The 14,726-nt window shown below is 60.7% G+C and carries 12 protein-coding genes; all 12 read left to right on the top strand.

Features of this window, described 5'->3' with window-relative positions; genetic code table 11:
* Positions 1-3 precede the first annotated feature (3 nt).
* The 12 genes from AC2CGI_RS04205 (at position 4) to AC2CGI_RS04150 (ending at position 14,601) form a co-directional block, all read left to right on the top strand.
* Positions 4-798 carry a lysozyme inhibitor LprI family protein gene (locus AC2CGI_RS04205; protein WP_033632728.1) on the top strand — a complete coding sequence of 265 codons (795 nt, stop codon included), beginning with the start codon at positions 4-6 and terminating at the stop codon, positions 796-798.
* On the top strand, positions 776-1,150 hold the full coding sequence (locus AC2CGI_RS04200; protein WP_076740726.1) for a T6SS amidase immunity protein Tai4 family protein: 375 nt from the start codon (positions 776-778) through the stop codon (positions 1,148-1,150). The genes AC2CGI_RS04205 and AC2CGI_RS04200 overlap by 23 nt, the downstream gene beginning before the upstream one ends.
* Positions 1,151-1,212: 62 nt before the next feature.
* The gene (locus AC2CGI_RS04195; RefSeq protein ID WP_235430896.1) at positions 1,213-1,875 is read left to right on the top strand and encodes a DUF4225 domain-containing protein; all 663 of its coding nucleotides are present in this window, start codon (positions 1,213-1,215) and stop codon (positions 1,873-1,875) included.
* Positions 1,876-2,503: 628 nt separating this feature from the next.
* Positions 2,504-4,231 (top strand): type VI secretion system-associated FHA domain protein TagH, encoded by a 1,728-nt coding sequence (tagH, locus tag AC2CGI_RS04190; protein ID WP_075684517.1) that lies wholly within the window; start codon positions 2,504-2,506, stop codon positions 4,229-4,231.
* Entirely contained in the window at positions 4,231-5,004 is a 774-nt protein-coding gene (locus tag AC2CGI_RS04185; RefSeq protein ID WP_004934976.1) for a PP2C family protein-serine/threonine phosphatase, read from the top strand. The genes tagH and AC2CGI_RS04185 overlap by 1 nt, the downstream gene beginning before the upstream one ends.
* Positions 5,005-5,032: 28 nt before the next feature.
* Complete coding sequence (locus AC2CGI_RS04180; protein WP_076740724.1) at positions 5,033-6,019, top strand: type VI secretion system-associated protein; 987 nt, start codon at positions 5,033-5,035, stop codon at positions 6,017-6,019.
* Between the two features lie 15 nt (positions 6,020-6,034).
* Positions 6,035-6,856, top strand: a complete 822-nt coding sequence (locus AC2CGI_RS04175) for a type VI secretion system accessory protein TagJ (protein WP_275094905.1) — start codon at positions 6,035-6,037, stop codon at positions 6,854-6,856.
* 2 nt (positions 6,857-6,858) lie between these two features.
* Positions 6,859-7,434 (top strand): type VI secretion system baseplate subunit TssE, encoded by a 576-nt coding sequence (locus AC2CGI_RS04170; protein WP_004934985.1) that lies wholly within the window; start codon positions 6,859-6,861, stop codon positions 7,432-7,434.
* Positions 7,435-7,438: 4 nt separating this feature from the next.
* A complete protein-coding gene (gene tssF / locus AC2CGI_RS04165) occupies positions 7,439-9,325 on the top strand; it encodes a type VI secretion system baseplate subunit TssF (RefSeq protein WP_049188373.1) in 1,887 nt (628 codons plus the stop codon).
* The gene (tssG, locus tag AC2CGI_RS04160) at positions 9,322-10,392 is read left to right on the top strand and encodes a type VI secretion system baseplate subunit TssG (protein ID WP_076740722.1); all 1,071 of its coding nucleotides are present in this window, start codon (positions 9,322-9,324) and stop codon (positions 10,390-10,392) included. The genes tssF and tssG overlap by 4 nt, the downstream gene beginning before the upstream one ends.
* Before the next feature lie 56 nt (positions 10,393-10,448).
* Positions 10,449-13,106 carry a type VI secretion system ATPase TssH gene (tssH, locus tag AC2CGI_RS04155; protein WP_076740721.1) on the top strand — a complete coding sequence of 886 codons (2,658 nt, stop codon included), beginning with the start codon at positions 10,449-10,451 and terminating at the stop codon, positions 13,104-13,106.
* 49 nt (positions 13,107-13,155) lie between these two features.
* Positions 13,156-14,601 carry a serine/threonine protein kinase gene (locus tag AC2CGI_RS04150; RefSeq protein WP_076740720.1) on the top strand — a complete coding sequence of 482 codons (1,446 nt, stop codon included), beginning with the start codon at positions 13,156-13,158 and terminating at the stop codon, positions 14,599-14,601.
* Positions 14,602-14,726 lie beyond the last annotated feature (125 nt).

Raw genomic sequence — 14,726 nt, 5'->3', positions numbered from 1 at the left:
ACAATGAAATTATCTGCATTTTTAATTAGTAGCGTATTTTTCTCACTTACTGCATGTGCAGCAGAAAAAAACGTTAATGCCCCAACATCATCAACTATTGATGGCTTATGGCAAGTGACTCAGGTCAACATAGACAATGAGACTACCCGCACGCTTAGCTATCAATTTAACGATCCTCGATTACTAGGAAGAGTGATCAATATTTCCGCTCAATCAATAGAAAACAATCTGCCGGAAAAAGACGTCTGCACAGCGCCAACCTTAACTATTGAGAGAAGCACGCTAAATCAATTCATCGGCAAGTCGATGGGCGGAGATAAAAGCATCTCGGCTAAAAACTATGCATTGAAAGAAAACGGCCAAGCAGAAGTCTCTCTTTTCAAGATCGCTTGTCACTCCGGATCATTCGGCCCAGCCGATAATGGTGCAGGCTCCAGCTTTGCCGCTCTCAATCCACAAAAAATGCTGGTTAATTGGTACGATGGTTCGCTACTGCAATTAGAACGGTTACCGAAAGATCCTAAACCTGCAGCGTCTTTCGACTGTGCTAAATCTACAAGCGTTGTTGAAAAAACTATCTGCTCAGACTTCAATTTATCCGCCTATGACAAAAGCGTTTCTCAAGCTTGGCTGTTGGCAAAAAAGCAGGCGGCCGATGCAGGAGATAAAAAACTGGTAGCCACTTTAAACAGCACGCAAAAATCTTGGTTACTGCAAAGGGATAAATGCCGTGATGACAAAGACTGCCTGGCCGATACCATGCAAAAACGAATCGATGAACTCACATCATACGATTAAAACTGTATTCCTACTCACGTTGGCGGTATTGAATACTGAAGCTTCCGCCAACGGAAAGTATTCCCCTGCCGAGTACCTCAAAAACTACGCGCTTAGCGTTTGTATCGCCGAGGGGTACTCAGCAAAAGAAGTCAAAAACGATGCCGCCGCCGCTGCTCGGGGTTACATGGAGTTCGGCGATTACTCTCTGGAGGCACACACCGCCGTCAGGGCGCTGGCAAAAGAATTTCTGGCAAAGCCCTATGACAGCATGTCTGGGAAGCCGATGACGATGACCAAGTGCATCGATCTTGTACACAGCCAAGAGCTGCAAGCCATCATCAAGAAGTACCAAGGGAAAGACGACAGCTGATAATAAATACGCATCCTTACATATAATAAATGTTAGTTTAGAAAAATAGGAAAGGAATCCTGATGCAATACAAAACAAAAGCAGATCTGGATAGATCTGTCGATGAACTCAAAAAACTATCAAGAACGTTTTCACGACAGTATCTATACACCAACGAATCAAGAGCTAATTTCTCACTGGAAATAGACCAACTTATTCAGTTTGCACAAAGGGATATCAGTATACACTGCACATCCTACTCTGGAGCAATCAGTATAATTGAAGAGGAAATCAACAACCTCAAACAACAAGAATTCAACATTAATACAGGTAAAGCCAAGCTCTTTGTCGCAATAAAAAAAGAAAAAAGAGAAAGATTTTCAAACCTGGTGATGAAACAAGTTGGTTTTGTCAGCGGCGGCTCTCAGATATTTGCCGGAATCGGAACCTGTGCACTTTCTGCAGGCATGGCCTGCGGGGGCGTTGGCGTACCGTTAATGGCTCAAGGAGCAAATAATGTTTACGAAAGTGGCTATTATTTACTTTTCAGAAAAGATAAGATTGGCAGTATAAGAGAGGCATACCACTACGCGGCTAACTATCTAGGCTATAATAAAAATGAAGCTGACATCGTTTATAGTTCCGTTGACATCTCACTATCCGGGTACGGTATATTTAGCAAGTCATTAAGACCTGACTCTTGGCGGTTGTTTAAACACATAAATAGCGATTATATTATTGGATGAAAAAAGCTTGGCACGGTTCCATTAGGCGCAGAGGTTTTTTCCAATGCCATAACTGGCTATGGAATTTACAAATTAATCGATGAGGAAACAAAACAGTGATCGATGACGTCACACTTTCCACCTACTCTTACTCATTTGTGTTTTTATACTTTTTCCTGTCAGTCTTAGTATTTGTCGGGCTTTATCACCTAAAACAAAAAACCAACAATAGAAAATCCTATTCCCTTTTTGTGATAGCTACCACAGTAAATTTATTTGCAAGCATCATCCAGGGTTTAGTGTTTAACTATGGTTCTGAGATACTGGATCCAATGCTCAATATAAAATTTCAAGACTATGATGAGGTGTGGTACGCCAGTATTATATTCGCCCTTACTTACCTGTCTCAATTACCAACTAATCTCTATTACAAAAGAAAGACTAAGAATAATGCGAACAATAGCAATGACATCACCTGACATATACAGCCTCACGTTATTATATTGAAGTTTTCGACCATATAATGCGTTAACCCAAAAAATTAGTCACTCACATTCAAAGATCTCTCTTAGGAAAGAAATTAAGTCAAACTCATCCAGTTATCGAGTTCCACTGTCTGGCCATAAGATCTAATCAGCAGGAATGCCTTATGCGATTTTCCATTGTAAAAAATAAAAGCGGCCAGGTTCCGCCGCAGAGCAGTTGCGATTTTCTGCCGCCGGGCGGCACCATCGGCCGCAGCGTGGACAACAACCTGGTGCTGCCGGACGAAGAGCGCGCCATTTCCCGCCTGCAGGCGATCGTGCATATTTCCGCTGACGGCGAATGCCGCATCACCAACCGCGGCAACGTCACCCGCGTGCTGCTGAACGATATTCCGCTGGAACGAGGCCGCCAGGTTGAACTGCAGGATGGCGACGTGCTCGGCATCGACGATTACCAGATTGAAGTCAGCGCGCTGCAGCAGCACGCCGCGCCGCAGGCTCAACCGGTGGCCAAGGCCGTTGCCGCTGCTGCGGCCCCTGCAGCCGCCGCCAAAGAAAAATCCGCTGCGCCGATCCCCAACGAAATCTGGGACAGCCTGGTGGAAGAATTTACGCCGAACGCGCCGGCCGCCGTCACACCGCCGCCGATCGCCAATCCGGACAATCATCCGCTGCTGGATACCCCCGCTCGCGAGCTGAACCCGGCCGATCCGCTGGCGCAGCTGGCGGGCGATGTCGATCTGCGCCAATTGCAGCAACAGCAAACCGATCCGGCCGCCTTATTCAACACTGACTCCACTTTTGAGCGTGAGCATATCCTGGCCGATACCACCCCCAGCGCGCTGCTGGCGGAGCAGGCTGCGCCGCCGCGCCCGGCTCCCCCCGTCCAGAATGCGCAGCAACCGGAACAAGAGCTGGATCCGCTGGCGCTGTTCGGCGGCTCATCCGCGCCCGCTTCGCCAGAGACGCTGAACAGCAACGATCCGCTGGGGCTGCTGATGGGCGGCGCCGTGCCGCTGGCTCAGCCGGAGGAAGCGGTACAGCCGCCGTCCCCACCACCGGCGCCGATCGCCGCCCAGCCGGTAGCGCCGCGCCCTCAGCCGACGCCGCCGCCCGTGCAGAGACCCGAGCCGCAACCCCAACCCGCGCCGCAGTTCAGCCAGCAGGAACCGCCTGCGCAGCCGCCGCGTCCGCGCCAGGGCAACCGCCTGGGCATCGATCCGGTTGCCTACCAGTCCGCTCAGCGGCAGCACGCCGCCGCGCCGAATGGCGACACCTTGGAGGGGCCGCTGCTGACGGCGCTGCTGCAAGGCGTCGGTCTTGACGATCTGCAGCCGCAGCCACATTTCGACGAACAACAGATCCGCCTGGCCGGTCGCCTGCTGAGCCTGTTCTCGCAAGGCACCGTCGCCCTGCTCTCATCCCGCTCGATCCTCAAGCGCGGCGTGAAGGCGGAGATGACCATGATCCTCGACGAGGCCAACAACCCGTTCAAGCTGCTGCCTTCGGGCAAAACGGTGCTGATGCAGATGTTCGGCAGCCAGATGCCGGGCTTTATGCCGCCGGAACAGGCGGTGCGCGATGCGCTGATCGACCTGCAGGCGCACCAGCTGGGGATGATCGCCGGCATTCGCGCCATCATCGCCGCCATGCTGCAGTCGTTTAACCCGGAACGTCTCGAAGAAGAAGCGCGCAAGGAAGGCGTGGCGCCGCGTCTGTCGCTGCCCGCCAACCGCAAGGCCGCGCTGTGGGACTACTTTGTGAAGAACTATCAGCAAACCTCCGGCGAAATCGAGGACGATTTCCACACCCTGTTCGGCGAAGCCTTCCTGCACGCCTATGACGTTGAAGTGAATCAATACAAAGACTCACAGACCAAACCGGACGCGTAATGAATATCACCATAGCCTCTACCTCCAACCAGGGCGGCCGCGCCTCCAACCAGGATCAGACCGGCGAAGTGCTCGGCAACCGCGCCGCCTGCTTCGTGGTGTGCGACGGCATCGCCGGTTTTCCGGGCGGCGATATCGCCGCCAAACTGGCGCGCGACACCATTTTGCAAAACTTCGACGGCGAAAAGCACCTGAACGCCCAGAGCATTCGTCAGCACATCACCAGCGCCAACGCCGCCATCCACCAGCAGCAGCGGCAGTCGGACGAATACAGCAAGATGGGCACCACGCTGGTCAGTCTGTTTATCGATCGCGATTACCAGCTGGCCTACTGGGCGCACGCCGGCGACAGCCGCCTGTACCTGTTCCGCCGCGGCTACCTGCATGCCGTCACCACCGACCACAGCCTGATCCAACAGATGCAGGACGCCGGTTATCAGACCAACGGCATCAACAGCAACCTGCTGTATTTCGCGCTGGGGCTCAACGAAGAGCGCGACGCCACCTACAGTGACGTGCTGCAGCTGGAAGACGGCGACGTTTTCCTGCTGTGCACCGACGGCTTCTGGCACAGCTTCAGCCAGGCCGAACTGGAACAGTCGCTGCACATGGTCAACTCCCCCAGCGAGTGGATCGCCCTGATGCAGCAGGCATGGAAGAAAAACAATAACAGCGATAACTACAGCGCTATCGCCGTCTGGATTGGCTCACCGCAGGAAACCACCCTGCTGCATTCGCTGGCGGATGCGGAGCGGTTTCTGAGCCGCGACTGAGCAGCGCACATTCACAGCAAGGTTCACTATGAAATATTGGATGCCGGGGCTCGTCGCCCTGATGGCGGTGCCGACCGCGCAGGCGATGAACTATCGCCTGGTTTACTCCCCCAGCCAGAAGCTGGAAGTGTTTATCGATGACGTCAAAAACAGCAATCCGGCAAGCTGGTGCGGCAAAAGCATCCCGCTGCGTATCGTCTCGGCGCAAAGCCAGGATCCGACGGTGCTGAACGACTTTCTGCCGCGCGTCGGCAATCTGTTGGAAAAGCAGTGCCCGAAAGCCGGCCACCTGCCCTGGACGCTGACCGACAAGCGCGGAGAGAAACTGGCCAGCGGCGAAGCCGCCAAAGCGCGCGGCTGGAAACCGGTGGTCAAACAAGAGGCCTCCGAGCCGCCGGAAACCCCGCCGCAACCGGCGATCCCTGCGGCGGTGGCCGTGACTTCTCCGCAGGCGGACAGCGCGCCGGCTCAGCGTTTCAGCCTGCCGCAGGGCTGCCACTTCCGCACCTTCTGGCGTGACGAGGCCAACGGCGGCTCGCTGTTCATTCCCGCCGGCGCCGCGCTGCGCTGCGGCGAGGACGGCTGGCTGCAGGGCAACGGCGCGGTCACGCTGCAACAGGGCGGCCAAACCCTCTCGCCGACGCTGTGGTTCCTGCAAGGTTACCCGCTGGCGCAGGTTAACGGCGGCGATCGCGCGCTGACCGTCGTCAGCGCCAACGCCCAACGGCTCATTTTGGGCGGCAACCCGCAGGCGCCGGGCAGCTTCCTGCTGCTGAACTTCGAACCGAAGCTGCACGCCTGGGCGTTCAACGGTGAAGCGATCGTTGAAATGCCGCGCGTCGACGCCGCCGACGAGAACAAGATCAAACAGCGCGTGCAGCAGGCGCAAACCGCCTGGCAGCCGCTGCTGAGCGCCCCCGCCCCGCTGACTTTCAAACTGGTGGAAAAGCTGGCCGCAGACCGGGTTGATCCCGCCAGCGGCAGCTACCTGTCGGTTAGCGGCGCCACTCACTGATTATAAGGAAAGCCTGTGAAATCATTAGCAAGCATGCTGCAAGGCCAGTCGATCGGCGCGGCCATCACCGCCGTCGAAAACGATATCAAGGCGAAACCGGCGGATGCCGACCTGCGCGCCGCGCTGGTGCAACTGCTGTGTCTGAGCGGCAACTGGACGCGCGCCAACGCGCAGCTGAAATCCTGGCAGGCGCTGAAACCGATCGCACAACCGACCACGCTGCTGCTGATGCAGTCAGTCAACGCCGAGCTGCAACGCCAGGCGGTGTTTGCCGGCACGGCCGCGCCGGCGCTGCTGCGGCAGGATCAGCCTTGGCTGAAACTGATGGTGCAGGCGCTGCATCAGGATGCGCAAGGGGCGGCCGAACAGGCCCAGGCGCTGCGTGATGAAGCGCTGGAGGCCGCTCCGGCCGGCGCCGGGCGGTTAACGCTGGCCGAAGGCGAACAAGAACGGCAGCTGCGTTTCGACTGGCTGACCGACGGTGACGGCCGCCTCGGGCCGGTATGCGAACTGGCGCTGAACGGCGTTTACTACTGGCTGCCGTTTGCCGACATCGCCGCGATCCAGTTCCAGGCGCCGCAGAGCGCCATCGACCTGGTGTGGAGCCATGCGCTGGTGCGCCTGACCGATGGCCGCGAACAGGTATGCCAACTGCCCGCCCGTTACCCGCTGGCAGAAGGCAGCGACGACGCGCTGCTGCTCGGCAAGCGCACCGAATGGCAACCGCTGGGCGACGGCACCCACTATGCGGGGCTGGGCCTGAAAACCTGGCTCAGCGAAAGCGATGAATTCCCACTGCACAGCCTGCGGCAGTTGAGCTTCGACGCGAGCGCCTGACCATGAACGATAAGCGCCCACCCCACTACGACGGCGGCGATCTGCGCCACCAGGGCTATCGCTATCGTCAGGACAGCGAACGCCTGACCTCGCGCGACAAAATGCAGCCGGTGCTGCTCGATATGCTGACCGACGACGAACCGCAGAAAAAGCAGGAGGCGCAGGTGCGCAACCTGGTGTCGCACAGCGAGCTGCGCCGCCGGGTATTGCGCGATCTGCAGTGGCTGTTCAACTGCGTCAACAGCGAATCCAATCTGGATCTCGGCGATTTTCCGCAGGTGCGGCGCTCCACCCTGAATTACGGCATCGCCTCGCTGGCGGGCAAGCGCATGTCGGACATCGAATGGCTCGACATTCAGCGCGCGCTGACCGAATCCATTCTCCATTTCGAGCCGCGCATTTTGCCCGAGGGGCTGCAGGTGCGCTGCATCTCGGATACCGGCTCGCTGGAGCTGCACAACGTGCTGTCGATCGAAATCAAGGGCCGCCTGTGGTGCGTGCCCTATCCGCTGGAGTTTCTGTTCCGTACCGACGTGGATCTGGAAAACGGCCACTTCGATCTGAAAGACATAGGGTAAGGCGATGGACAGTAAACTGTTAGATTATTACAACCGCGAGCTGGCCTATCTGCGTGAGATGGGCGCCGAGTTCGCCGAACAGTACCCGAAGGTTGCGGGCCGCCTCGGCATGCGCGGCATCGACGTGGCGGACCCTTATATCGAGCGCCTGATGGAAGGCTTTGCCTTTCTCACCTCGCGCGTGCAGTTGAAAATGGACGCCGAGTTCCCGCGCTTTTCTCAGCGCTTGCTGGAGATCATCTACCCCAACTACCTGTCGCCGACGCCGTCGATGGCGATCGCCGAGCTGCAGCCGGACAGCAGCAAAGGCGACATCAGCAACGGCTTCGTGGTGCCGCGCGGCACCATGATGGACAGCCAGACGCTGAAGAAAAGCGGCATCACCTGCAGTTACACCACGGCGCATGACGTCACGCTGCAGCCGGTGCGCATCGCCGGCGTCGAGCTGGGCGGCATTCCGGCCGATATCCCGCTGGCCTCGCTGGGGCTGCAGCACAGCGGCTGCGTCAGCGCGCTGCGCATTCGTCTTGAGTGCTACGAAAGCGTGACGCTCAACAACCTGCAGCTGGATCAATTGATGTTTTACCTGGCCGGGCCGGACATGCAGGCGCAGCAGCTGCTGGAGTTGCTGATGCAGCACAGCGTCGGGCTTGTCTGCCAAACGGTGGAGGCTCAGCCGCAGCGGCGGGCGCTGGCGTTGGACGGGCTGCGACAGGAGGGCTTCGCCGCCGATCAGGCGCTGCTGCCCAACGATCTGCGCAACTTCGAAGGCTACCGGCTGCTGCAGGAGTATTTCGCCTTCCCGGCGCGCTTCCAGTTCTTCAGCGTCAACGGCCTGCGTCCGCTGCTGCAGAGCGTGCGCGAAGGGAAAAAGGGGCTGCGCCAGTTCGAAATCGTGGTACTGCTGGATCGGCATGATGCCGCGCTGGAACGGGTGGTCGACGCCGCCCACCTGGCGCTGCACTGCACGCCGGTGATCAACCTGTTTCCGAAAGTGGCCGAACGCATCGCGATCAACGAAAAGAACCACGAATACCATCTGGTGGTCGACAATATCCGGCCGCTGGATTACGAAGTGTTTTCGGTGCAGCGGCTCGGCGGCAGCGCCAGCGAAAAACGCTACGAGCAAGAGTTTCGGCCGTTTTACAGCACCCTGAGCGCGGACGACGGCAACTATGGCGCCTACTTTTCGCTGCGGCGCGAACAGCGCACGCTGTCGGAGCACGCCCGCCGCTACGGCACCCGCACCGGCTACGCCGGTTCGGAAGTGTTCGTGTCGCTGGTGGACGAACGGCAATCGCCGTGGCACAGCGATCTGAAATACCTCACCGCCGACGTGCTGTGCACCAGCCGCGATCTGCCGTTGATGCTGTTGCAACAGGATCAGGGCAACTTCGTGATGCCCGATTCGATCCCGATCAAGCAGGTCTCGCTGCGCAAAGGCCCCACCCCGCCACGCCCGGCGCTGGCCGAAGGGATGATCACCTGGCGGCTGATCAGCCAGTTGCAGCTGAACTACCTCAGCATGATGGACGGCGATCCGGAACAGGGCGCCGCCAGCCTGCGCCAGCTGCTGGGGCTGTACGGCAACCTGAGCGAGCCGGCGATCGCCAAACAGATCCAGGGCGTGCGCCACTGCAACCTGCGGCCGGTCTATCGGCGTGTGCCGGAGCCGGGCCCGATCGTGTTCGCGCGCGGTATCGCCATCGATCTGACGGTCGATGAGCAGGCGTTCTCCGGCAACAGCCCTTACCTGCTCGGCAGCGTGCTGGAGCGCCTGTTCTCGCGCCTGGTGGCGATGAACACCTTCACCGAGATGACGCTCTCCAGCCAGCAGCGCGGCGAAATCGCCCACTGGCAGGCGCGCATGGGCAAAAGGACGCTGATATGAGCGCGGAGATGATCGCCACCGAACTGGCGCCGCCGCAGATCAATGCGCTGTATCGGCTGCCGGACGACTTCTGGCCGCGGCTGCGCAGTGCGCCTTACAAGCACGATCTGTTTCAACTGCTGCGACGCATCGACGCCCAGGGCGGCCAGCCCTATCTGCTGGGGCGAGCGCCGCTGCCGCGCCACGAGATGCTGCGCCTGGGCCAGGAGCCGTCGCTGTCGTTCGCGCCCTCCACGCTGGCGCAGGTGGCGCCGCGCGCCAACAGCCCGCTGCACGACGTTTCGATCTTCAGCTTCGGCCTGTTCGGCCCCAACGGGCCGCTGCCGCTGCACCTGACCGAATACGTGCGCGAACGGGTGTATCACCATCAGGACACCACCCTGCTGGCGTTCACCAATCTGTTCCATCACCGGTTGACGCTGCTGTTTTACCGCGCCTGGGCCGACGCGCAGCCGACGGTATCGCTGGATCGCCAGGACAACCGGCGCTTCGACGAGTACCTGTCGAGCCTGATCGGCATCGGCCAGCCGGCGCAGCAGGAACGCGACAGCATCAACGCCCACGCCAAGCATTTTATGGCCGGTCATCTGATTCGCCACAGCCGCGATCCGGAAGGCCTGAGCAAGATTTTGCAGCAGTATTTCAAGGTGCCGGTGCGCATCGTCGAAAACGTGCCGCACTGGCTGCGGGTGGAACCGCGCGAACAGGCGCGGCTCAAGGCCGGGCGCGGTGCGCCGCGGCTCGGCGAGTCGGCCTTTCTCGGCATCGCGGTGCGCGATATCCAGCACAAGTTCCGCATCGAGCTGGGGCCGATGCCGCAGCAGGACTATGACCGCTTCCTGCCGGGCGCCGAGCTGTGCCGGCAACTGCGCGACTGGGTGCGCCAATACCTGGGCATCGAGTTCGTCTGGGAAGTGCGCCTGATCCTGGCGAAGGAACAGGCGCACGGCATCCAGCTCGGCGGCGCGCAGCGATTAGGCCTGAGCAGTTGGCTGGCCGACCATCGGCGACAGCGCGATCTCGACGATCTGATCTTCAGCCCTGAACCGCTGGAAAACCCGTTCTGACCCTATTTCGGCCGGCGCCCTGCGGCGCCAGGCCACCCTGAGACCTGAGGAAAACCATGTCTGAAATCAGCCGCTCGGTATTATTTGGCAAACTGGATAGCCTGTTATTCACCTCTCTGGAAAGTGCGACGGCGTTTTGCAAGCTGCGCGGTAACCCCTACGTCGAACTGGCGCACTGGCTGCATCAGCTGATGCAATCGCCGGACGGCGATCTGCAGCAGATCGTCCGCCACTTCGCGTTGGACGAGGCGCAGCTGGCGCGCGACATCGTCGAGGCGCTCGATCGCCTGCCCCGCGGCGCCAGCGCCATCTCCGATCTGTCCGAGCACATCGACAGCGCGGTAGAACGCGCCTGGGTCTATGGCTCATTGAAATTCGGCGCGGCGCGCATCCGCGGCGGCCACCTGCTGCTCGGCATTCTGAAAACCTACAGCCTGCGCCATCTGCTGAAGGCCATTTCCCCGCAGTTCGAGCGCATCAACGCCGATCTGTTGATGGAGCAGTTCGCCGCCATTACCGCTCACTCGGCGGAAAACGCCCAGGATGCGCCGGCGGAAAGCCGCGCCGAGAACGCATCCGGCGCGGCGCGCAGCGGTGAAAGCGTGCTGGCGCAGTATGCCCAGGATCTGACCGCCAGAGCGCGCGGCGGCGAGATCGACCCGGTGGCCGGCCGCGATGAAGAGATCCGGCAAATCATCGATATCCTGATGCGCCGCCGCCAGAACAACCCGCTGCTGACCGGTGAGGCCGGCGTCGGGAAAACCGCGGTGGTGGAAGGCCTGGCGCTGCGTATCGTGGCCGGCGATGTGCCACCACAGCTGCGCGACGTGAAACTGTGCCTGCTGGACATCGGCATGCTGCAGGCCGGCGCCGGCGTTAAGGGCGAGTTTGAAAAACGGCTGCAGGCGGTGATCGACGAAGTGCAGTCCAGCCCGACGCCAATCATCCTGTTTATCGACGAAATTCACACCCTGATCGGCGCCGGCGGCGCCCAGGGCACCGGCGACGCCGCCAACCTGCTGAAGCCGGCGCTGGCGCGCGGCCAACTGCGCACCATTGGCGCCACCACCTGGTCGGAATACAAGAAATACATCGAGAAAGACCCGGCGCTCACCCGCCGTTTCCAGGTGGTGCAGGTGCACGAGCCGAGCGAAGACAAGGCGCTGCTGATGCTGCGCAGCACCGTCAGCCCGCTGGAGCAACACCACCGCGTGCTGCTGCTGGATGAAGCGGTGGACGCCGCGGTGCGGCTGTCCCATCGCTATATTCCGGCCCGCCAGTTGCCGGACAAGGCGGTGGCGCTGCTGGATACCGCCTGCGCGCGCGTGGCGGTCAGCCAACACGCCGAGCCCGCCCAGGTTGAAGACTGCCGCCATCGCATCGATGCGCTGCAGATCGAATTGGATATCGCCCGCCGCGAGGCCAAGGTCGGCATCGGCGATCCCCTGCGCCCGCAGGAGATTGAAGCTCAGCTGACCGAGCTGCGCCTGGAGCTCGAACAGCTGACCGAGCGCTGGCAGCAAGAGCTGACGCTGATCCAAGAGATCATCACGCTGCGCGCCCAGCTGCACCGGCAGGAAGCGGAGGAGCCTGCCGGCGAAGAAACGGAGGCGAGCCCTGACGCCGACACGCTGCGCGCCCAACTGGGCGAGCTGCAGCAGCAACTGAGCGCGCTGCAGGGCGAAGCGCCGCTGATCTTCGCCGCCGTCGACGCCAACATCGTGGCGGCGGTGGTGGCCGACTGGACCGGCATCCCGCTGGGCCGCATGGTGAAAAACGAGATTGAAGCGGTGCTGCAACTCTCCGACACCCTGAACCAGCGCGTGATCGGCCAACGCCATGCGCTGGATCTGATCGCCCGCCGGGTGCGCACCTCACGGGCGCGGCTGGACGATCCGAACAAGCCGGTCGGGGTGTTCCTGCTGGCCGGGCCCTCCGGCGTCGGCAAAACCGAAACCGCGCTGGCGCTGGCGGAAACCCTGTACGGCGGCGAGCAGAACGTCATCACCATCAACATGAGCGAATTCCAGGAGTCGCACACCGTTTCGACGCTGAAAGGCGCGCCGCCCGGCTATGTCGGCTACGGCGAAGGCGGCGTGCTGACCGAGGCGGTGCGCCGCCGTCCTTACAGCGTGGTGCTGTTGGACGAGATCGAGAAAGCGCACCCGGACGTACATGAAATCTTCTTCCAGGTGTTCGACAAGGGCTGGATGGAGGACGGCGAAGGCCGCCATATCGATTTCCGCAACACCATCATCATTCTAACCTCCAACGTCGGCACCGATCTGATCGCCGGGCTGTGCAGCGATCCGGAGCTGCTGCCGGAGCCGGAGGCGCTGAGCGGCGCGCTGCGCCAGCCGCTGCTGTCGGTGTTCCCGGCCGCCTTGCTCGGCCGCCTGCTGGTGGTGCCGTATTACCCGCTGACCGACGCCACGCTGGGCAACATCGTGCGCCTGCAGTTGGGCCGCATTCAGCGCCGCCTGGCGGAGAATCACGACATCGTCTGCACCTTCGACGACGCGGTCATCGAGCAGATCGTCAGCCGCTGCACCGAGGTGGAGTCCGGCGGCCGCATGGTCGACGCCATCCTGACCAACACCCTGCTGCCGCAGATCAGCCACACCCTGCTGACCGGCAGCGCCAACGACCAGCGCTATCGCCAGCTGCATATCGCGCTGCAGAACCACGAATTCATTTGTCAATTTCAGGCATAACGCCGCGGCCGCCGAGACGGCGGCCCTTTGAACACAGAGAGTCATCACTATGTCGGGAACCGGGATAACCAAACCGAATTCGAACAGCCTGCCGAGCGGCTATCGATTCAACGAATTCGAGATCCAGGAAGCGATCGGCGAAGGCGGCTTCGGCATCGTCTACCGCGCCTACGATCACCAACTGGAACGCACCATCGCCATCAAGGAGTACATGCCAACCTCGCTGGCGAAACGCAACGACGATCTCAGTATCGGGCTGCGCGGCGAGCGCTTCGGCAAAACTTTCCAGGCCGGGCTGAACAGCTTTATTCAGGAGGCGCGTCTGCTGGCGCGCTTCTCGCACCCCGGCCTGCTGCACGTGTTGCGCTTCTGGGAAGAGAACGGCACCGCCTATATGGGCACCCAGTTTTACAGCGGCACCACACTGAAAAACCTGCAGGCGCAGCAGCCGGAGAAAATCGACGAGGCGTGGATCCGTCGGCTGCTGCCGCCGCTGTTCAGCGCCATCAACACCATCCATCAGGAAGGTTATCTGCACCGCGACATTTCGCTGGATAACATCCAGATCCAGGAGAGCCAGCTGCCGGTGCTGCTGGACTTCGGGTCAGCGCGCAAAGAGATCGGCAACCTGTCGGACGAAACGGAGATCATGCTCAAACCGGGCTTCGCGCCGATCGAGCAGTACACCGAGAACAGCGACGGCGAACAGGGGCCGTGGACCGATATCTACGCGCTGGGCGCCGTGCTGCACACGCTGATCGTCGGTTCGCCGCCACCGGTCAGCGTAGTGCGCAGCATCGAAGACAGCTACCAGCCGCTGACCGAGCGCCGCCCCGCCGGCTACTCGCCGGAGCTGCTGCGCACCGTCGATCGCGCGCTGGCGCTGAAGCCGGAAGACCGCCCGCAGACCATCGACGAAATGGCCGAGCTGTTGCACCTGCCAATCGCCGATGAAAACGAAATCATCAGCACCCCGGCCGCCGCGCCGGAGAACTTGCTGGTCGCCGCCAACCCGGCCGCCGCTGCGGCCGCCGCCGGCACCGTTACCGCGCGCGGTACCCAATTCTCACGCCCGATGATGGCCGGCGCCGGGGTCGCCGCGCTGCTGGTGATCGGCGCGATAGCCTGGCTGAGCGGCGGCAAGGACGACGCCCAGGCCGTCGCCCAAAACACCGTAGCGTCACCGGCGCAGAAAACCCTGACGGAGCAGGCGAGCGCGCCGCAAACCGCGCAGCCTGCGGCGGCGGAACCTGAAAAAGCGGCGCCGCCGGCGCAACCGGTGGCGTTGGTGTACTTCAAACTGCAACCGGGTGAGCAGGTCAGCCTCGACGGCAAGCCGCAGCAGGTGACGCCGGGCGAAAACGGCTTCGCCAGCCTGAACCTGGCGCCAGGCCGTTATCAGTTGGAGATCCGCCACAACGATCGGCTGCGCCGCCAACAGCTCAGCATCGACACCGCCGGCACCTGGCTGGTCAACCCGGCCACCGCCGGTTAATCCCGTTCTGAAACTCCGCCACGGCGGGGTTTTCCCTATTTCATGAGACTGACGAGCAACTGCCCCCTCATTGGCCGCGCGGCAAGGCCGCTGCAACGCCGGAGTATGCAGGGCATGACGTCAAT

The organism is Serratia sp. LSHTC3 (genome assembly GCF_057197125.1).
This window is presented reverse-complemented; position numbering and strand designations above follow the sequence as displayed.

Bases quoted from the DNA above. Each gene is read 5' to 3' on its own strand.
- AC2CGI_RS04205 (WP_033632728.1), top strand. From the start codon at position 4: ATGAAATTATCTGCATTTTTAATTAGTAGCGTATTTTTCTCACTTACT.
- AC2CGI_RS04200 (WP_076740726.1), top strand. From the start codon at position 776: ATGAACTCACATCATACGATTAAAACTGTATTCCTACTCACGTTGGCG.
- AC2CGI_RS04195 (WP_235430896.1), top strand. From the start codon at position 1,213: ATGCAATACAAAACAAAAGCAGATCTGGATAGATCTGTCGATGAACTC.
- tagH (WP_075684517.1), top strand. From the start codon at position 2,504: ATGCGATTTTCCATTGTAAAAAATAAAAGCGGCCAGGTTCCGCCGCAG.
- AC2CGI_RS04185 (WP_004934976.1), top strand. From the start codon at position 4,231: ATGAATATCACCATAGCCTCTACCTCCAACCAGGGCGGCCGCGCCTCC.
- AC2CGI_RS04180 (WP_076740724.1), top strand. From the start codon at position 5,033: ATGAAATATTGGATGCCGGGGCTCGTCGCCCTGATGGCGGTGCCGACC.
- AC2CGI_RS04170 (WP_004934985.1), top strand. From the start codon at position 6,859: ATGAACGATAAGCGCCCACCCCACTACGACGGCGGCGATCTGCGCCAC.
- tssF (WP_049188373.1), top strand. From the start codon at position 7,439: ATGGACAGTAAACTGTTAGATTATTACAACCGCGAGCTGGCCTATCTG.
- tssG (WP_076740722.1), top strand. From the start codon at position 9,322: ATGAGCGCGGAGATGATCGCCACCGAACTGGCGCCGCCGCAGATCAAT.
- tssH (WP_076740721.1), top strand. From the start codon at position 10,449: ATGTCTGAAATCAGCCGCTCGGTATTATTTGGCAAACTGGATAGCCTG.
- AC2CGI_RS04150 (WP_076740720.1), top strand. From the start codon at position 13,156: ATGTCGGGAACCGGGATAACCAAACCGAATTCGAACAGCCTGCCGAGC.